The organism is Flammeovirga sp. OC4 (assembly GCF_000812565.1).
GTDB lineage: Bacteria > Bacteroidota > Bacteroidia > Cytophagales > Flammeovirgaceae > Flammeovirga.
The window spans coordinates 61,275-82,191 of sequence record NZ_JTAM01000031.1 but is presented as its reverse complement, the minus strand read 5'-3'; the positions used below and the strand labels follow the sequence as shown (position 1 = coordinate 82,191).

General features: G+C 37.3%; 15 protein-coding genes. 5 read left to right on the top strand and 10 right to left on the bottom strand.

Annotated features, from left to right (window positions below; all coding sequences use genetic code 11):
• The first annotated feature begins 100 nt into the window (after window positions 1-100).
• Together PL77_RS30740 and PL77_RS17555 are read left to right on the top strand one after the other, a co-directional pair.
• Window positions 101-1,093, top strand: coding sequence for an AraC family transcriptional regulator (locus tag PL77_RS30740; RefSeq protein ID WP_052444522.1), 993 nt, complete (start codon window positions 101-103; stop codon window positions 1,091-1,093).
• A 130-nt stretch (window positions 1,094-1,223) separates the two neighbouring features.
• Entirely contained in the window at window positions 1,224-1,664 is a 441-nt protein-coding gene (locus PL77_RS17555; RefSeq protein WP_052444521.1) for a BLUF domain-containing protein, read from the top strand.
• A gap of 66 nt (window positions 1,665-1,730) precedes the next feature.
• On the opposite strand, the gene PL77_RS17550 is transcribed toward PL77_RS17555, so the two are convergent.
• Window positions 1,731-2,351: a class I SAM-dependent methyltransferase gene (locus PL77_RS17550; protein ID WP_044208114.1), complete on the bottom strand. Its 621-nt coding sequence runs from the start codon at window positions 2,349-2,351 to the stop codon at window positions 1,731-1,733.
• 305 nt (window positions 2,352-2,656) lie between these two features.
• On the opposite strand from PL77_RS17550, the gene PL77_RS17545 reads away from it, so the two are divergent.
• The 3 genes from PL77_RS17545 to PL77_RS17535 all read left to right on the top strand — a co-directional run bounded on the left by PL77_RS17545 (window position 2,657) and on the right by PL77_RS17535 (window position 6,166).
• Window positions 2,657-4,420 carry a long-chain fatty acid--CoA ligase gene (locus tag PL77_RS17545; RefSeq protein ID WP_044208113.1) on the top strand — a complete coding sequence of 588 codons (1,764 nt, stop codon included), beginning with the start codon at window positions 2,657-2,659 and terminating at the stop codon, window positions 4,418-4,420.
• A gap of 155 nt (window positions 4,421-4,575) precedes the next feature.
• Complete coding sequence (locus tag PL77_RS17540; protein ID WP_052444520.1) at window positions 4,576-5,091, top strand: DUF3124 domain-containing protein; 516 nt, start codon at window positions 4,576-4,578, stop codon at window positions 5,089-5,091.
• Window positions 5,092-5,218: 127 nt separating this feature from the next.
• A complete protein-coding gene (locus PL77_RS17535) occupies window positions 5,219-6,166 on the top strand; it encodes a succinylglutamate desuccinylase/aspartoacylase family protein (RefSeq protein ID WP_044208111.1) in 948 nt (315 codons plus the stop codon).
• A gap of 62 nt (window positions 6,167-6,228) precedes the next feature.
• Here the strand turns inward: PL77_RS17535 and PL77_RS17530 are convergent, their stop codons facing one another.
• The 9 genes from PL77_RS17530 to PL77_RS17490 form a co-directional block, all read right to left on the bottom strand.
• Window positions 6,229-7,836 carry a cation:proton antiporter family protein gene (locus PL77_RS17530; RefSeq protein WP_044208109.1) on the bottom strand — a complete coding sequence of 536 codons (1,608 nt, stop codon included), beginning with the start codon at window positions 7,834-7,836 and terminating at the stop codon, window positions 6,229-6,231.
• Between the two features lie 206 nt (window positions 7,837-8,042).
• Window positions 8,043-8,954, bottom strand: a complete 912-nt coding sequence (iolE, locus tag PL77_RS17525) for a myo-inosose-2 dehydratase (protein ID WP_044208107.1) — start codon at window positions 8,952-8,954, stop codon at window positions 8,043-8,045.
• Between the two features lie 8 nt (window positions 8,955-8,962).
• A complete protein-coding gene (locus PL77_RS17520) occupies window positions 8,963-11,662 on the bottom strand; it encodes a glucosidase (protein ID WP_044208105.1) in 2,700 nt (899 codons plus the stop codon).
• The gene (locus PL77_RS17515; RefSeq protein WP_044208103.1) at window positions 11,659-13,680 is read right to left on the bottom strand and encodes an amylo-alpha-1,6-glucosidase; all 2,022 of its coding nucleotides are present in this window, start codon (window positions 13,678-13,680) and stop codon (window positions 11,659-11,661) included. Before PL77_RS17515 ends, PL77_RS17520 begins: the two co-directional genes overlap by 4 nt.
• A gap of 2 nt (window positions 13,681-13,682) precedes the next feature.
• Window positions 13,683-14,948: a VCBS repeat-containing protein gene (locus PL77_RS17510; protein WP_044208102.1), complete on the bottom strand. Its 1,266-nt coding sequence runs from the start codon at window positions 14,946-14,948 to the stop codon at window positions 13,683-13,685.
• Complete coding sequence (locus tag PL77_RS17505) at window positions 14,941-16,062, bottom strand: ferritin-like protein (RefSeq protein ID WP_044208100.1); 1,122 nt, start codon at window positions 16,060-16,062, stop codon at window positions 14,941-14,943. Before PL77_RS17505 ends, PL77_RS17510 begins: the two co-directional genes overlap by 8 nt.
• Window positions 16,052-17,956, bottom strand: a complete 1,905-nt coding sequence (locus tag PL77_RS17500; RefSeq protein ID WP_044208099.1) for a GMC family oxidoreductase — start codon at window positions 17,954-17,956, stop codon at window positions 16,052-16,054. Before PL77_RS17500 ends, PL77_RS17505 begins: the two co-directional genes overlap by 11 nt.
• A 427-nt stretch (window positions 17,957-18,383) precedes the next feature.
• Window positions 18,384-18,866, bottom strand: coding sequence for a hypothetical protein (locus PL77_RS17495; RefSeq protein WP_044208097.1), 483 nt, complete (start codon window positions 18,864-18,866; stop codon window positions 18,384-18,386).
• A 59-nt stretch (window positions 18,867-18,925) separates the two neighbouring features.
• Window positions 18,926-20,788 (bottom strand): GMC family oxidoreductase, encoded by a 1,863-nt coding sequence (locus PL77_RS17490; RefSeq protein ID WP_044208096.1) that lies wholly within the window; start codon window positions 20,786-20,788, stop codon window positions 18,926-18,928.
• Between the last annotated feature and the right edge of the window lie 129 nt (window positions 20,789-20,917).

The following is a 20,917-nucleotide window of genomic DNA, read 5'->3' as shown; positions in this document are numbered from 1 at the left end:
ACTTTCATTAGTTCAAAGGGTATCGCTGTTAGTTCAATTCCTATTGATGTCTCATTTTTTGTTGTATTTTCATATTGAATTAATGAGTCATTGCACATTTATGGAGAAAATCACAATACATACAGGTTCGGTTGCAGAGGTAGCAGAACAGCTTGCTGACAGATTGGGTAAAGAGCCTTCTAAAGAAAATACGTTACATATTAATAATCATTTAGTGGAACTATACTATGAATGGTTTTTACCTTTTAACGGGATTGAAATTGGGATACATAGTGTAAGGTATAAAAGTGATATAGAAGTTGATGTGTTGAGTGATCAAGGGGAAAAAAAGTACATCTATTTTCAGTTTGAATACAAAGGGAGTGTCTCTCCAAAAACACCTGAAGAAAATCAAAAACCAACAGAACTCGTCACTATGATGAGTATGCAGAGTACAAGTATTTTCTTGAATATGAAGGCCAAAAAAAGAGATAATAGCAAATGGGTAACTGTAAGAATATCTGAAGACTATTTCAATAATTACATGTCACATATGAAAGTGCATATTGGAAAAGTTTTTGATCCAGCCAACCCTTGGGTGATATATGAAATTTCATCTCCAAAAATCAATCTTCTTATTGATGACCTCTTCAGTCTAAATGATGAAATGACTCCTCCTCTGAAAAATAGTTTGATTTTAGCGAGATCCGTTGAAGCTACAGGACTTTTTCTAGATCAGATCATCAGGAGGGAGAATCAAAGTCAGAGAAATAACAATCTCCATATTGAGGACATCAAAAGAATGCAAATGATCAAAGAAGAATTAACTGCTCTTTATGACAATACCCCTTCTCTAACTTCTATTGCCGAAAAGTATGGTGTTTCGGTTTCAAAACTTAAAAGAGATTTCGGTAGTGTATTTGGCACTACAATCCCTCGTTTTCATTCCAATTATCGTCTTGAATTGGCCTATAAAATGTTGGAAAATCAGCAAGTTTCTGTATCTGATGTGGCAAGACATTTTGGTTATAAAAGCCTTTCAAACTTTTCAGAAAACTTTAAAGAAAAATTCAATATTACCCCAAAAGAAGTTTCTATAAAATATAATCTTTAAAAGATAAGATTTCACATTCTATTTAATTAAGAACTTAACCTACGATAGTGAAAAAGATTAACACTCAAAGTTATTATATTGTTCCAACAACTATTTCTCAATTACTTACTAATTAAACCAGTTAAACACTATGTATTGCCTATGTTATGTAAGCACTCGTGAAGTTTCACTAGATGATGATATATTGCGTGAAATACTTATTTTGAGTAGAAAAAACAATGTCCTCAAGCAACTAACAGGACTGTTAGTCTTACTAGAAGATAAATTCATTCAAGTACTTGAAGGAGATGAAAGTGTTGTAGAAGAGTTATACGCTAAAATCAAAAGAGATGACCGTCATAAAAGTGTTCAAAAAATCTATTCTGGAACCATTGAGGAGAGAAATTTCAACACTTGGTCAATGGCCTTTAAAGAAATCCTTTGGGAAGATTTGGAGGATGCCGGTTTTATAAAAGAATATGACCAAAGTTTACCACTAGAACATTACCTAAAAGGAAAAAATCATTATGTCATAGAATTACTTAAAACATATCAGGGGTTTTCTGAGTTACAGATGAACCTACCTAATTAATTTATATGAAGAAAAATAATGACTAAACTCCTTTAGGCGACTTTCCCTAAAGGAGTTTTTTTTGAATTATTTCTTCCTGAAACAGCAGAAAACAAAATTCTGCAATGTATCAAAGGGTGTTTTATGATCTATAATCTGTGTATTAACCAAGTCAAAATCATCTTCAAATAATCTAGCCAAGCTTTCTGCAGTATACTGTTGAATAGGAATACCACTGCACTTTTCCGGTCCATTTTCTGAGAATGTACCAATCAATAGCACTCCATCTGTTTTGATCATTTTTGAAACTACATTTTTATAATTATTAATGTCTTCTTTAGAAGTCAGAAAATGAAACGCAGCACGGTCATGCCAGAAAGCAAACTGTTCATCTGATTCAAAACGAGACGCATCAGCTTCTATCCAGTTTACTTTTGATGTTTTCTCTCCCAATCTTTCCTTTGCTCTTTGTAGTGCTTTTCCTGAAATATCTAAAACGGTAATATCTTGAAATCCCTTTTCCAATAAATGATCTACAAGTAAACTATCTCCCCCACCAACATCTATGATTTTATCATCAGGAGCTAAAAATGACCTCTCTATAAAATCCAGAGAGGAAATTGGAGTAGGCTGATACCAGCTTACACTTTCCAATGGTTTCGTTTCATAAATATTTTCCCAATGTTTCTTTTTATCCAATGTAGACATTTTGTAGCGTTTAAATTAGTTTGATAGTTTATTGTTCCACCACAAAGATATTGGAAAAATAAGTAATACTTTGGATCTCAAAAAAGATATGAATGAATGAATTCTCATTTAAATAGTATAATTTTACCTTTGAATAGTATCATTTAATTGATGATGAACCGTTTCTTGTTCAAAAAGCTTAACGTAAATCATCGTATTTCAGGGAAAATATTATGTTTATTTGTAAAACATAGTATTGCACATACCCTCTTATAAGACATAAATTTCAATTCTTAAGTACTGTTGTACTTATCACAACGAACCATATGAAACCAACAAGAGTTTTTGATTTTATTGAACAGCAAAAACGTAAATACAACGGTATTGACGTCTGCTTGGCTGCTAAAGAAAAAGGAACATGGAAAACTTACTCCACTGATGATGTTCTTCATATCATCAATCAAGTAAGCAATTCCCTATTGCAATATGGTATTCAAAAAGGAGACAAAATCGCTATTGTTTCTGAAAATAGACCAGAATGGAACTTTATTGATTTGGCTTGCTCTCAAATTGGAGCAGTGGCTGTACCCATTTACCCTACTATTACCATTGAAGATTACAATTACATTTTCAATCACGCGGAGATTAAAATTGCTTTTATTGAAACCAATGCTCTTGTAAAGAAAATCAAGTCTATTCAAGATAAATTGACATCATTGGAAGATATTTTTTCTTTTGAGGACATTGAAGGTGTTCAATCTTGGAGATCCTTCTTAAAAGACATTTCTGAAGAAGAAGGGCTACAACTCGCTCAAGTAAAGCAAACTATAGCAGAAGAAGACTTATATACCATCGTGTATACTTCAGGCACTACTGGCCCTCCAAAAGGAGTAATGCTCACGCATAGAAATGTGGTCACCAATGCAATTGCTGCCGCAAAAACATTACCTGTAGAGGAAGGAAGTGGAAAAGCACTAAGCTTTTTACCGCTCTCACATGTTTATGAACGTACAAGTGTTTTTTCATATATCAACAACTCTACGTCTGTTTATTACGCAGAAAGCGTGATTAAAGTAGGCGAAGCCATGAAAGAGGTAAAACCTAATGTTTTCTGTACTGTACCTCGTTTATTGGAAAAAGTATACGACACTATCGTAGGCAAAGGCATGGAAACGAAAGGTTTGAAAAAAGCCATCTTCTTCTGGGCCTTAAACTTCGGACTGAAATATGACCCGAGGGAAAAACAGTCTTTCTGGCAAAAAGTACAACACAAAATTGCAGATTCATTAGTATTCAGCAAATGGCGTGAAGCCCTCGGTGGCAATATTAAAAATATGAATGTAGGAGCTGCTGCTCTTCAGCCAAGACTAATTCGTTCTTTTTGGGCAGCAGGAATCAAAGTATGTGAAGGCTATGGCATGTCTGAAGCGTCTCCAGTGGTTTGTGTCAATCGTATTACTCCTGAAAATATGATGGTGGGTACTGTTGGACCTACTTTAGAGGGAATTGATGTGAAAATTGCAAGTGATGGTGAGATTCTTATTAAAGGCCCTAACATTATGAAAGGTTATTATAAGCAACCCGAATTGACGGCTGAAACTGTCGTTGATGGTTGGTTACATACCGGTGATATTGGTGAGCTCGTAGATGGGAAATTCTTAAAAATTACGGACCGTAAAAAAGAATTATTCAAAACTTCAGCCGGAAAATATATCGCTCCTCAGCTTTTAGAGAATAAACTGAAAGAATCGTTCTTCATTGAACAAGTAGCCGTTATTGGCAGTAACCAAAAATTTGCATCTGCTCTGATTGTACCTAATTTCGAAGCTTTAGAAAGATGGTCTCAAGAACAGCAAATTGCTTTTGATACCAAACAAGAACTGATCAAAAACAATCAGGTCTTCAATAAATTCAAGAAGGAAATCCAAAAAGCAAATATAGATTTTGCCCGTTGGGAAAAGATTCAGAAGTTCAAGTTATTGGAGAATGAATGGACGGTGGAAACGGGAGAGGTAACGCCTACTTTGAAGCCGAAAAGAAAAATCATCAACAAAAAATATGAAAGTGAAATCAATGAGATTTATGATTAGTTTATATCACTCTTAATTTCAATTTTCACGAATGACCTCATGAGTATCATCTGATGAGGTCATTTTCTTTAAAATAATGCTTTTTCTTTCTATTTTCGTTTGACAAGTACTTAGACCTACATCTTCGTACTGCAACAACACAAAACTATTTGAACATGAGTCGTATTTCTATATTCCTTATTTTTTTAATTGCTTTCACTTCTTGTGAGAAAAAGCAAGTTTCTTTAGTTTCTGAAGATCTGACTACTAAAATTATAAAACCTAGTGAAACTCCCTCACTTACTTTTAAAGAGAAATATTATGTAGCGGCTTATTCTGATTTATATTATCAGGAAGGGAATGATAAATTCCAATGCACTGTGATTTTGAGTTTAAGGAATGTTAGTACCACTGACACTCTTTACTTCACTACTGCAGATTATTATGACAGTAATGGAAAACTGCTTCGCAACTACCTTAAAGGAGAGACTTTGGAATTAAAACCGCTTGAATCTGCTGAATATATTGTAGAAAAAAGAGAAAATTTAGGTGGCGTGGGTGCTAATTTTATAGTGGAATATGGTACAACTTCTACTCCCAAAAACAAAGCACTGATCGAAGCGATTAATATTGGTAACTTCAGTCAGCATGGTTTTTCTTTTAAATCAAGTGCTATTTTGATTAATGAATAGCCTAGTTTTTTCTCCAAAAAAATGTATTTATTCAACAAAGTGAAATTTTAATATTTTTTCTCATTTCACTTCGCAACCTACTGATTTTAAATAGCGTATCACTAGCTCTCAATATAGTTTTAATAAAATGGCTAGTGATAAATTTGTTCTTTTAGGAACAGAAATCAAGAAAGGTAAAGATGCTGTCTTAGAGCTTGAAGTGGCTAAATTGCATACTCGCAATAGCTTGAAAGTACCTGTGATTGTGGAAAGAGGAAAAAAGGACGGTCCTGTTCTTTTACTCCTTGGCGGTGTACATGGTGATGAATCTAATGGGGTGGCCATAGTTCGTGATATCATCAGAAAAAAATACCATAAACCTAAAAGCGGAACAGTAATCTGTATTCCTGTTTTCAACGTTTTTGGCTACCTCAATTTGACAAGAGCTTTTCCTGATGGAAGGGATTTAAACAGAATGTTCCCAGGTTCAAAAAGAGGTTCCTTGGCAAGTCAATTTGCTTACACTTTCACAAAAGAAATTGCTCCCTATGTAGACTATGTTTTGGATTTCCACACTGGAGGTGCTGACAGAAGCAACTACCCTAACATCCGTTGCAATTTTGATAATAAGGAAGAGTTTGAGCTTGCAAGTGCATTTGGTGCTCCTTATATGATGCACTCAAAATACATTCATAAATCAATTCGGGAAACTATCCATAAAATGGGGAAAACCATTATTCTTTTTGAAGGTGGAAAATCTCTACATCTAGATGATGATGTCATCAACATTGGTGTCAATGGAGCATTAAACGTGATGAAACACCTCAAAATGCAAGAGGGCGAAACTGAAATCAAATATGACCCAGTTTATATCAAAAAAAGCAAATGGCTCAGAGCTCCCTATTCTGGTATTTTTGAATCAATGGTGGAAAACGGAGCACATGTGGTCAAAAAACAATTAATTGGTCGTATTTCAGATCCATTTGGTGAATTTGAAAAGAAAATTTACGCTCCTTCTGATTGCTCTATTTTTGGGTTAAATACTGCTCCCAATGTCAATAAAGGCGATGCTATTTACCATGTGAGCGTGAAGTAATAAAAAAAGGGAATAAAAAAGTTTCGTACATCGAGGCCAAAACTATGATGCACGAAACTTTTTTAATTTGTCGCTTTATAAGCGATTGAAATTGCATTATCAGAAAAATGCTCAATGACATGCTGTGCGAAACCTTTTCCGGCCTCTCTATATACATTATAAACGGCATCCACACCTTCTGCTTTCAATTGATCAATTTGATCTGCATATTCCACAATTGCCGCTGTCTTTCCTTTATAATTCATCTGTTTCAGCTGTCTAAAAGCTAAATCATTACAGTGATGATGTGGCATAGCAAAAAGAATCATTTCAAACTGATTGATATCTTTAATTCTGTGCCAGAAATCCCAGTCTACTGCATCGCCTTGAATGACATTTCTACCTTCTTCAATTTGAGATTCAATAGCACTTTCTTTTACATCTACACCTAAAACAGCATCTTGATAAACCCTATTAATTTCATCATAAATACCTGTACCAATTCGACCCATTCCTAAAATCAGAATCTTAGATTTTCCTATGTTAAGCATCTGATCCATCTTGTTCAGACGGCTATTTTCTTTTTTGATTCTAGCCAAGAATTGATACACCTCATTACTCCAATTATTGATAGGCGAAGCAATGATAAATGATAAGGAAACAGCTACTGCAATGCTCACTAACAATTCACCTGAGATCCACCCAAACTTGTAACCCAATCCTCCTACAATCAACCCAAACTCACTGTAATTCATCAAAGTCAAAGCACTGAACACGGAAGTTCTTACTCTGAAGTTGAAGAGATCAAAAATTCTAAAGTACAACCAACCTTTTACTGGAAGCAATAAAACAAGAACGAAAGCGAAGATAATTGCAGAAGTACTTAAAGAAGCGGATAATCCAATATCCAAGAAAAAACAAACCAATAGAAGTTCCTTGATGTTGAAAAGTGATTTTGATAATTCAGAGGCTTTAGGGTGTCCTGCTAATAATACACCTATAATCAATGCTCCTAAATCTGGCTTTAACCCTGCCTCTGCAAAAAGTCCTGATCCCATTACAAAACACATGAAAATACCGAATATTACTAGCATTTCTCCATGTTCCACTATATTCATGACTTTATAAAATAGAGGTCTCAATAAAGGCAGTCCAAATAATAATACTGCCCATACTTCTGGTACTTTGCCTGTTGAAACCGTCATAAAGACTACTGCAAAAATGTCTTGCATAACAAGAACTCCAATAGAAAGAGCACCATAAATGGCATTCATCACTCCTTTTTCCTGCAAGGTTTTGATGGCGAAAACTGTGCTTGAAAATGATAAGGCAAAAGCCACCAAAAGCAGTTCTATGTAACCTAATGACGCTAACAAATCAATCCCCATCACTTGAAGCCCCCACAAAGCTAAAAAGAAGTAAAGTGTTGTCCCTAGGTTATGCATTAAAGCACTCAACCAAATATGCTTTCCAATCAGCATTTTGATATCGAGTTTCAAACCTATTGTAAAGAGTAAAAGGGTAACACCCGTATCGGCCAGCCATTGAATAATTTCATTACTTTCTACACCAAAAGCATGTAATACAAAACCTGCAATCAAGAATCCAACTAGTGGTGGAAATTTAGATTTGAAGGCGAGGAATCCGGTCACAAAGGTTGTAAAAACGATCAGTATTATCTCTTCAGTCATATATTGTTTTTAGTTTTAACAGCTCAAAGCTTTATTTAGTGAATCACAATCGCACATTAATTCGTACGACGTAGGGTACTTTTAAGCTGTTTAATTACGTTAATCAATAATACAAAAAACTCCCCACAAGAAAAATTCTCGTAGGGAGTCCAATATGCTCATACAATAAGTCATTACCATAATGACAATGAACACACAATTACATTTTATATTCCCGTTACTCTTTTGATGTATTCTCTACCCATTTTAGCATATTTCAAAGGATAAGCGTTCGCAGGATTTTGTTCTGCTTCAACCACTAACCAACCTTCGAAATTATTTTCAGCTAATGTTTCAAAAATAGGTTCAAAGTCAATGCAACCTTCTTCATCACCAGGAACTGTGAAAATGCCCTCTTCAATGGATTCTTTGAATGACATTCCTTGCTCGTCTGACTGATTCATGATTGGTTGACGAATATTTTTCAGGTGAACGTGTTTGATACGATGTGCATAATCCATCGCCATCTCTAATGGATCTCCACCTGCAAAACGAATGTGTCCTGTATCAAATAATAAATGAACAAAGGCTGGATTTGTCATTTCCATCAAACGGTCTACTTCAGGTCTAGTCATGACACCTGTTCCCATATGATGGTGATAACATAAGTTCATACCATTGTCAGTAGCAATTTTACCAATGTGGTTCAATCCATCTGCCAATGCCTGCCATTGCTCATCATTAAATACTGCTTTGTTGGCTTTCAATGCGATAGGCTGTTGATGTGAAGAGCCTCCCAATTCAGCAACCACGATGTCCGTTCCACCCATAGACTTGATAAATTCCAGTGACTTATTGAAGTCCTCTACTGTCTTATCATACATATCTTTGATCGTAAAATAAGTACTTGTCCAAGGTTCAGAAACGCGAAGTCCTCTGATGTCTAAAGCATATTTCAATACTTCAGGATCCTTGGGATATTTGTGCCCCACACTACAACCTTCATAGCCGGCCAAAGCCATTTCAGATACACATTGTTCAAATGGAATTCCAATATCGATGTCTAAAAAGTCATCGTTCCACCATGATGTAGGTGTAATTCCTATATATACTTTTTCTTTATTAAATGGAGTTTTCATTGTTTTCGTTATTTAAGAGTTTGAAGTAATTCAGCGACCAAGCCTGTCCAACCTGTTTGATGTGATGCACCGATACCAGCACCGATATCACCGTGGAAATATTCATAGAACAGAATATTGTTGTTCCATCTTTCATCCTTTTGAAAGGTTTGATTTCCTCCAAATACTGGACGGTTGCCATTTTGATCTTTTTCAAAAATGCCAATCAAGCGCTTCGAAAGATCTTTGGCGATATCGCCGAGATGCATCATATTTCCTGACTTCGAAGGGTATTCCACTTGAAAATCTTCCCCTAAGAATTCATTGTATTTTAATAGTGTTTCAATCAACAAGAAGTTGATCGGGAACCATACAGGTCCTCTCCAATTGGAATTACCACCAAAGGCCTGATTCAAAGACTCTGCTGGTGCATATTGCTCTTGAAGTGTCACATTATTACGCTGTAAATCCAAAGTATACGGATTGTCTTCATATACTTTTGAAATACCACGGATACCATGTGGGCTTAAGAATTCGAGCTCATCAAATACTCTTAATAGTATTTTCACCAGCCTTTCTGGGTTCACAAATGACAATAACATCTTATTCTTGTCTTTCTCAGAAGTGGTTTTTACCAAGTCTAACAATTCTGGATGCTTGTCTAAGAACCAATCCAACCTTTCCTGTAAAGATTTAGCACTATGTTTTTCTAACTTTGTAAAATCAATAGTAGCAACTGGGAATAAAGCAATCACACCCACCAAAGATCTCAGCTTTACAGAATGATACTTAGTTGGTTGTTCATAAACCGTAAGGAAGTCATAATAGAACTCGTCCTCATCATCCCATAAATTGATATTGCACTCCGTTCTATTCATGTTCATGGCATCTGCTACAAACACAAAGTGTTGGAAGAACTTACTTACTAAATGAGCGTATTCTGAATGGTTTTCTACACTCAATACATTCGCAATATCCATCATTTTCAGACAGAACATTCCTACCCAACTTGTACCGTCAGATTGATTCATATTCACTCCTACACCTAATCGTTGTTCCAGGTTAGAAAGATCACTTCTGTTGATGATAGAGATATTATCCAAACCTAGGAATCCTCCTTCAAACAAGTTGTTGTTGTCCTTATCCACTTGATTCACCCACCAAGTGAAGTTCATCAAACAGTGTCTGAAAATATCAGCCAAAAATTGAGTATCAGCTTTATCACCGTTCAGTTCCTTATCTATTTCATAGATTTTCAGTGCAGCCCACGCATGTAATGGAGGGTTGATATCACTAAACGACCATTCATAAGCAGGAATGGCACCTTTCGGAGACATATACCATTCATGTGATAAGAAGAGTAATTGCTTCTTCGCAAACTCAATATCCACTCTTGAGAACACCACCGTTTGGAAACATAAATCCCAAGCCGCAAACCAAGGATATTCCCATTTATCAGGCATCGTTAAGATGTTATCCGCATAGAAGTGACTCCACTCTTTATTCCGGTTTCTACTTTCAGGAGGTGTAGGTCCAACAGGATCTCCTTTCAACCAATCAGAAACTACATACAAGTAATACTGCTTGCTCCACAACATACCAGCATACGCCTGACGTTGGATCATCTTCTGCTCATCCGATAAAGTAGTAGGAGAAATATTTTCATAAAAAGTATCTGCTTCCGCAATTCTATCAGTAAACACTTTTTCGAAAGCATCACCAAATGGAACTTGATTATCTAAATCCGCAGTAAATCTTAAATTGATTTCTTGCGATGCTCCACTTTCTAGCTCGAAGTAATAATAAGCACTTGATTTAGATCCCTTCAACTCTGGGTTTACTGAAGCTGTACCATGAATCAAATGATCATTGATACCGTCTTTGGGGTACTTTGTTTTATTTTCAGAATTGAAAAGCTTTTTATTATTCGTTTCATTATCGACAAAGAAAAGCTCCTCAGGATTTTCACAATATAAAGCCATTTCATCTGTGCTTCCATCCGCATCAGAACTCGCTTTTAGTATCCCAACATTCCCCTTTGTTACACCTTCAATCACAGGTTCTTTTACATCAAAAAACCATGACCAAGTATTCCTAAACCATAATGTAGGCAAAAGGTGAATCGGTGCTTTATCAGGACCATGATTCGTCACTTTAATCTTTACCAATACATCAGTAGGAGAAGATTTTGCATACTCTACTTGTACATCAAAGTAACGGTCTTCCTCAAAAATACCTGTATCAATCAACTCATATTCCATAGAATGAGGAAACTGCTTTCTTCTCGCATTTTCATCAATTAGATCTTGATAAGGAAATGCTTTTTGAGGGTATTTATACAACCACTTCATATAACTATGAGTAGGTGTATTATCTTGATAGAAGTAATATTCTTTTACATCCTCACCATGATTTCCCTCGCTGTTGGTCAAACCAAATAATCTTTCTTTTAGAATAGGATCATTTCCATTCCAAAGACTTAAGGCAAAACATAGCTTCTGTTTTGGATCTGAAATTCCTGCCAATCCATCTTCCCCCCAACGGTAGGCTCTTGACCTTGCTTGATCGTGTGGAAAATAATCCCAAGCATTACCATCAGAACTGTAATCTTCTCTTACAGTTCCCCATTGACGTTCGGATAAATAGGGTCCCCACTCCAGCCACTCTTCATGATCTTGTTGAGTAGAGTAGGCTTTTGCTAGTCTTTCTTGTTCTTTATTCAATGTCATGCTGATACTAAATTATGTTGAGATTGAGACGTAGTGGTTAAGGTTTCAATAGCATGAAACGCTTCAATAATTTGTGCAACACTCCAAGCCTGTGCAATACAGCCTTTCGGTGTGAAAGGAGCATCTCCATCAAAAATTTCACTTATGGTACCCAAACCAGATGTATTCAAATGATCTGAAATCGGCATAAGTAAATCATAAGCTCGGTCTTTATCTTGATAGACTTTTAGATGTGCTCTTACAAATGGTCCTAGTAACCAACCCCAAACAGTGCCTTGATGATAGGCACTGTCTCTGTGGAATTGACCTCCTCCATAGAAACCGATAAACTCCTTTTCAAATGGAGCTAAAGAACGCAAACCAAAAGAAGTAAGTAAATGCTCAGCGGAGACATCAACGACTTTCTTTTGTTGCTCTTCGTTCAATGGAGAATCTGGTAAAGAAATAGTAAATAGCTGGTTGGGTCTAAGTAAATCTTCGTGTCCATTTGGACCATCTAATACATCAAACAAATATTGTTTTTCATCATTCCAAAAACGCTGAAAACCTTGTTTGATATTATCAGCTAATGTATTGTAATTGGATTCTTGATCACCTAAAAGTTGGGCAAAACGATCCATCACGCAAATGGCATTGTACCAAAGTGCATTGACTTCAACAGGCTTCCCCATTCTTGGAGTGACAACATGATTTCCCACTTTAGCATCCATCCAAGTCAATTGAACGCCATCTTGGCCACCACTTAATAAGTGATCTTGAGGATCCATTTTGATATTGTATCGTGTGCCTTGTATGTGCCAATGCACCACATCCTGTAACTTCGGATACAGTTCTTTGATCAGTGCTAAATCTGAGGTCTTTTCATAGTAATTATGAATCGCCTGGAAATACCAAAGTGTAGCATCAATGGTATTGTACTCAGGTGTGTCGCTTACATCAGGAAAGCGGTTCGGCAACATTCCTTCATTAAGGTATAAAGCAAATGTCTTCAGAATTTTTGATGCATCATCAAACCTTCCTGTCTCTAATGTCAAGCCTGTCAAACTGATCATTGTATCTCTGCCCCAATCTTCAAACCAATGATAACCTGCTATGACACTTCTGCCATTTTGATCATCTTGGCTCACTCTGCTGACCACAAACTGATCTGAAGCTAAAACCAATTGTTTCATCCAGTCAGAAACCTGATTTTTCTTCAGCTTTTGTGTTTTCAACCACTTCTTCACTACCGCTTCATCTCTTTTCACTCTTTCAGAAAGATCATTTCCACTGGCCGTTGCATTTTCTTCTGTAGAAGCTACAAAAGTGATGCGCTGACCTTTTGAAAGCTGAAGTTGAAAAGTAGCAGGGTGTACGTGTGAATCCGTATCATTCAACCCTCTCTTCAGTTCTTCTTCTAAATGAAAATTCTGGTACAATTCATTGAAAATAGTACAAGAACTATTTTCCAGCTTTAAGTAAAGCGGTAAATCAGAAGAATTATTGGAAGTGATTTTTACACCTGATGGAATAGCTGAGACATTCACAGGCCATTCCACTTGTCCTGTATTATGAAAAATTCTGTTGTCTACAATTGCACTGATTTGGAGTTCAACCACTTCATCCGCTTCAAGTACTTCATAAGACACGTACGTTGTATTTTCTCCATATTTCATCCATACTTTCTTTTCTATCAAAGCATCCGCACAAGCATATTGCCAGGTTGGGATTGAGCTTTCAAGTGCGAAAGTCTGAATGTTTTTATACCCCTCTGGGGCTACGGCACCGTTTTGCCATCTGTTGGAAGTCAATGCAAAGGCTGTCCCTCTGTATGTAATTGTTTCTTCCAACTTGGCAAGCATTAATCGACGGTCAATTGGCGGTTTTAAAGAAGACACCAAAAGCCCGTGGTATCCACGAGTAAGTGAACCGGCTACTGTTCCTGAACAGTAGCCGCCAATACCATTTGTGACTAGAAACTCTCTTTCTTCAGCCGTTTCTAGGTTTCCGGTAATGTCACGTCCGAAGTGAACCGCCATGACTATGCAAAATCGTTAATGAAAACGTTCACTTGAGCATTATCACAAAGGAAAAATCCTGGTGTGTAATAACTCGTCGTTGCAAAGTCTAAACGACCATCGCCGTTGAAATCACCGATTACAATTAATGAAGCTGATGCAGTAGATACTCTCCATCTTTCTATCAATCCTTGCTCCAAGTCAATCACTTTATAGTAATATACACCTTGGTTTGGCATAGGACCTCTTAGTGCTACTAAGAATTCGTCATCACCGTCACCATCAAAATCGGCACAAATAACGTGGTGAGTGGCACCTTGTCCCTGAGCATCAAAATCACCATAAGTATCGATTACTTTACGTGTCCAAGGTCCATCCGCAATACCACCTTTATTTCTTCTTGTGTAAAGTGCCAATTTGTTGCCATGGAATGGATCTAATGATACCATGTAGCCGTATGGATCATCGCCCAATTTACCGTAAGCAATATTAGAACAACCTGTAAATCCGATATCTTCATATTCACGATCGCCTTCAGATAATGGGGCTGAATCCCACTTTCCAGTTTCAATATTGTAGTAGAACCAAGTCAACCCTTCTTCACTACAGATCAACATAGAATCGTGCTTTTCACCAGAATATCCACCATATTTTCCTAAAAGAACATCATGCACTAATCGGAAATCAGTATCATTGATCACTCTTCCTTTCCAGTCTCCAGCGTTTGTTGGATCTTTAGGACGATCAAAAAGTGTCATCGCAATTGGCTGATGAATTCCTTCTCCGTAAGGCTTACAACCCACTACAGGAATACCCAAAAGCTCTAAATTTTCAGACTGAGTAAAATAACCCAGCTTTACTCTGTGTGTCGCTAAAAGATCACTTACAAAATGACGTTTCCAAGGTGTATTTTCCTCGTACTTGCCTGGATTTTCCAACCAAGAAATCTTACCATCTTCAGGTCGGCACCAGAAAGCACACGTTCCGAAGTTATGAGAGATCACCAAATCTTTACGACCGTTACCAGCAATATCAGCAACGTCAATCGCTACAGGTTCTGGAAATTTAGCAATTAAACGTTTTTCCCAAGTAGGGTTTTCGTACCAAACTACCTCACCTTCTGCTAGTCCAGAAGTGACAATATCCAGTTTTCCATTGCCATTTATATCAATCGCAGAAATCCAATATCCATCTTTTTGATTCTCTGCTAACGTGATTTTCTTAAACTTCGGAATCTTTACAGTTCCATCATTTAAATATCCGTGTATGTCTAATGCTTCCTTATCCATGTTGAGGTGTTACTACGTTTAGTTCTTCATCTGATAATAATTCTACTTTATCTACCTCAAAAGTTGGGGTAGCATTCACACCTTCCTGCCCAGGAATAGGGTTTTTGATGATTTCATAAGCCATTTGCTTAATGATAAACATACCTCCAATAGCAGGAATCAATGTTTCAGGCTTTCCATTGAAGGCCGTGTTGATTTTGTCCATGAAGTTCTTGTAGTATTGATTGAACTTCAAATTGGCTGCGTACAGCTCAGAATCTTTCGGATATTCATCCATTTTAGCATTGACCTTGATAGGGTAAACTGCATCCCAATCAATACTTAATGCTTCACCTGTTGGCTCATCTGCTTGATCTCCTTTATGGTAATACTTTCCTAATTTCAACTGCTGGAATCTATAGTAATGAGCTAATTCGCCTTCATAATCAAAGATACCTCCCTCAAAACCTTCACCTTGTTCTGAAATTAAACGGATTGCTTCTTTTGCACTCTCTAAATCATAAACAGGAACAATATCACCACCTCCTGAGTAGTAATATTCTGGAGTCACTTGTCTGCTCTTATCACCAACAAATACATTTTCCTCTCCTAATTCATCACAAAGCATTTCCAAACCTTCTTCAATCGCCTTGTAGAAATCACCAATACTGTAATAGCTTACATCCTGATCATTTTCATCTTTCAAACAAGGCAATAAATATTTCTTTTGAGATGGATTAACGGCCTTTAAACGAACACCTGTATGCTCTTCCTCTGGTTTAGCAGGGCGCTCGATCTCTAAAAACATATCTATTGCTTCATGAGAGAAAGGAGCTAAACTTACTTCAAAATCAGTTTCACCGTTAGGTAAATAAGTTGGAAATTCTGGTAAGAAACCTTCTTTATTCATGTCAGGCGTGCCTCCTACTGCATTCAAAATGTTAGCCGCCAAAGTAAGGTGCAACATCTCTTCAATCACAATAACACGAATAAGGTTATATGCTTCTAAGTTTGTATCAGGATGAATAGAATACATCGTAGTGATGTACGTTGGGATAGTGGCATGTTCTAATTGCATACCTGCGTAAAGATAATCCTTTACGTCGTCAATAGTTTTTATTGGCTTAAGAGACATAATCTAGTTCCTTTTTTTGTTGGTTATTTTTTTCGTTGTTTAATTCATTAGTGATGGCATCTGCTGTTTTATAGCAAAGTGCCGCCAGCGTTAGCGTAGTATTTGAAGTTCCTATGGTTGGCATACTTCCTGACCCTACTAAGAAGAGATTTTGATGATCCCACGACTTCTGATTCGTATCTACTACTGAAGTTTTAGGGTCATCTCCCATAATGTGTGTACCTGAGAAGTGATTTCCACCTCTGACTACAATACCTTCTCCATTATGAATGATGTAGCCCCAGTCTGTTGGATTGTATTCTGTATAATCCTCCGCTCCTAGTTGCTGGAATAACTTCTTCGCTAGTTTTCTTCCATACTGAAGTCCGTTTAAGGTATACTCCGGAATTTTGAAAGAGACGACAGGCTTAAGGTTACCAAACTTGTCTTTGTATTGAGGATCAACAGTGACAGCGTTGTTTGGATCAGCAGTCATTTCCACCATAAATGTGAAAAGCACTTGACGGCAAACTTTATCTACCAAGCCTTTACGAAGGTCTTTTCCGTATTTGTTCTTGTTGTCTACCAAGTCTGCTACATCACTGTAAGGAGCTCCAGTTGCGAAGTTCCATCCATTATTAATGATGTCCATATGGAATGCCGCCTGCTCATTTCTGAACTGACCACTTCTAAAGTTTTCAATTCCTGAAGTACCTTGAGTACCTCTGAAAGCACCTACATTTTCTGGCATTAAGGCCCAGTTGAACAAGTAAATATGATTTGTCAAATTCTTACCAATCAACTCACTTTCTCCTTTAAGACCAGATGCCAACATCAAACGGGCATTTTCAATGGCATTACCTGCCAAAATAAATTTCCTTGCTTTCAAAGTAGCTACCTCATAATGATCAGCACCTACTTCATCATAATATTTCACTTCCAATGAAGTAACCTCACCCGTAGTAGGGTCAACAATCACTTTAGAGGCAATCGTCTTATTCAAGAAATCTACCTGATCTGTATGCAATGCTTTTGCTAGTGTTTTTCTAGCGTCATATTTTGCTTGTACAGGGCAAATCGGCGTACAGTTGGTGTTCCCTTGGCAACGCTCACCAATTTCAGCTTGGTGATCACTTACTGCCCCGTCAGGAACAAAACCTTTCCCATTATTATATTTTGGATTTGGAATTCCATTACGGCCTTGCGGAATGTTACGTACTTTCAATTTGTGCTTTTCTCCCGCCAAATTAATTTCCGTACCATCTACAGTATCGGCAATTACTTTGTCCAAATATGTTGGAGGCATCGCTTCCATAGGAAAAACATACCCTTCATCGAAAGTCATACCATCATAGGCTTGATCTTCTACATTAGCCGCGACACCCATTTCCTTTTCCGCTCTGCGGTAGTAAGGTTTCAGGTCATCGTACTTCATTGGCCAATCGATACCTTTGTCAAAAGTTGATTTCATTTCGAAATCCTCAGGTAACATTCTTGGTGTATTCGATTGAAAGTGCATCGTCGTTCCTCCAACGACTTTTGCATATGTTCCATCAAAAACATCCGGCCCTTTTTGCACAATGTAACCGCTATCATCAATTTCTCCTTTTTTCAAAGGTTTGATATCTTGAGGGCGTGGCATAGGTGCACTTGAGTTCACTGGGTAAGGTGCATTAGGGTCCTTGTCCAAATTGGTATAAAACCTATTTACATATTCCTCATAGCCTGGAATAGTGAGGTCCTGACCCGGTCCTGCTTCAACCACAAGTACTTTAAAACCCTTTTGGCTTAGTTCATTGGCCATGATTGCCCCAGAAATACCGGCACCAACAATCACTGCATCATACAAAATCTCTGATGCAGTTTTATGGTCTGTCACTATATCTTCCAATAAGTGACTTTTTCTATTTTCCATGATTATAGTATTTAGTTAGAGTACTTTTTGGGTGTTCGTTTACAAACGAACCTAACAGATTGTAAACTAAATTTTCGTCCTCTATCAATCGACAGTTCAGTAGGGCTGCCAACGGTATACTTTCAAGAGTCCTTCTTCTTCATTTTTTCCATTGATGAAAAAACGAAGCAAAAAAAACTAGGCTTAGAAGTCAAAAACTAAATTCCATTCCTTTCGCCTAAATGATTTTAAACTCGCTGCACTCAGACAGAAAAATCATTTTTAACGGCTCAATACATGAAATTCTTAACGCTCTTCCCTTCAAGGCCGGTGAACGTACTACCAAATGAGTAGGATCGAAAGCCTATTAGAAGTAACAGTAACGTTATCTATATATGACTTATAGTCAGAAATATTATATATATTCGAAAACTTAGTTTACAGCATACTAGTCTATTGCTGGAATTTCTGGAGGAGCAGACCATGTACCATAACCCGGAGCTTTTGCTCCCATAGGGTGTGAGCCAATTGTTGGCCAAAGCAAACCTTCTTTGTAAGCACTTGGAGAGATCACATAGGTCTTATCATTTTCTAATAATCCGAATGTGTCGTTCCATGATTTTGGTAATTGGTACCAAGTTCCTACAAACCAAAGTTTGATGATACTTCTAGTAATTGGCCCTAGTTTTTCATCACTTAAAACTTTAGCTCTGAATTGCTTATCAAAAGCAGCTTCATCTGATCCTGTATCATCTTGGATTTTATCAAAAGTAGTAAGTAACTGTATCATATTCTTTTCACCAACAATCTGATATACAGCATCATAATACTCTTCTAATTGTCCTGTTCCTTGAAGTTGAAATTCTGAGAAGGCCGTTAGTTTTACGGACAATTGTAGAAATTGTTGAATTTCTAATGTCTTAGCATTCATAGTTATTAGAAAGTTTTGGATAAGTGTTTATTGATTTTAAATTAAAAAAAGAGCGAAATCTAGATTAAATCTTCTAACATTTTCTTGGTACTCTTAAAGCACAAAGCAGCTAGCGTAAGCGTAGTATTTGATGTACCGATTGAAGGCATACTACCTGCCCCAATCAAATATAAGTTTTCATGATCCCATGACTTCTGATGCTTGTCTACTACTGAAGTAGCTTTATCATCTCCCATAATATGCGTTCCAGCAATATGGTTACCACCACGCAGTGCATAACCTTCGCCATTATAAGAAACGTAACCGAAGTCCAATGGATCATAAGAAGTATGATCTTCTGCTCCCAGTCTCTGGAAGATCTGACGAGTCACTTGTCTTGCCTTCTCTACTGCCTTCAGCGTATAATCAGGGATAGAAAGTGAAACAATCGGACGCATGTTGCCTAAACGGTCTGTATAGTCTGGGCTTACCGTAATACTGTTGGATGGATCTGGCATCAACTCAATCATCACGGCCATCAATAGCTGTGTAGAAATCTGATTGACCAATTCATGTCTCAATTCCTTACCATACTTGTTCATATTATCCACAATATCATGAAGGTTAGTATATGGAGAACCTGTGGCCCATCCCCAACCGTCGTTGTGAATATCAATGGCAAAAGCAGCATGTTCTTTACGGAACTCACCGCTTCTTAAATCAGAAATACCTGATGTACAAACTGTACCTCTCATTGTACCTGCTACTTCTGGTAGTAATCCCCAAGTCAGTAAATACGGGTGATCCATAAAGTTTTTACCCATCAGTTTACTGCTGCTTTGAAGACCAGAGGCTAACATCAAACGTGCATTTTCAATAGCATTAGCAGCCAAAACGAAAATCTTTCCTTTAAAGCTACCCGTCTCGTACTCTGATGATTCCATTGAATCATAGTGCTTGTACTCAAGTTCGGTGACTTTACCGCTATCGTCTACCACTACTTTTGAAGCTACTGTTTGAGGCAATAAATCAGCATAACCTGTTCTAAGGGCTTTCACCAACGTTTTACGCGCATCGTATTTTGCTTGTACAGGACAGATCGGTGTACAGTTGTTGTTTCCTTGGCAACGTTCACCAATTTCAGCTTGGTGTAAACTTACTGCTCCTTCAGGAACAAAATTCTCACCGTCATTGAACGCTTTGTACTCCAAGTTGGGAATACCGTTTCTACCTTGAGGGAAAGGTCTTACTTGCAATGTATGCTCTTCACCTTTCATGTCGACCTTCATACCGTTCAAACCTTTTCCAACTGTTTGGTCAAGATAAGAAGGAGGCATTCCGTGCATAGGGAAAACATACCCTTCGGCGTAATTGTCAGTTCCAGTGATGTTTTGAGATGCTACTTCACCAGATACTCCCATTTCTTTCTCTGCTTTTCTGTAGTAAGGCTGTAACTCTTTGTAGTCCATTGGCCAATTGACGCCCACATCATATTTGTCTTTCATATGAAAGTCTTCAGGGAGCATTCGAGGTGTTTTTGACTCAAAGTGCATTGTAGTACCTCCCACTACTTTACAGTAAGTAGTATCTGTCACCAATGGACCGTTTTGGACTAAAAAGTTAGCAGAATTGGGTTCACCTGGCCTCAGACTGTCCACATCTGTACCCCTTGGCATTGGGGCATTTGGGTTTCTTGGAAAAGGAGCATTATTGTCTTTGGATGTAGCAGTGTAAAAGTTGTCCAAATACTTTTCATACCCATTTAAAGAAAGATCCTTACCCGGACCAGCTTCAAGAATCAACACCTTGAAACCTTTTTCGCATAGTTCTTTGGCAGCAATAGCACCACTGATACCAGAACCAACGATAACCGCATCATAATTAGTTGACGCAGCCGTTTTGTGGTCGATGGTTGTCGTTAAACCACCATGATCGTTACTCATTTTATTGGTTGTATTATTAAGTTAGAAATAGCTTGGTCTTAAGTACTTACAAAAAATAATCAAAAGTAGTTTTAGTTATTTTGGGTACTTAGTCATGATTTTATATTAAGCTGGATAAATGGTTACAGT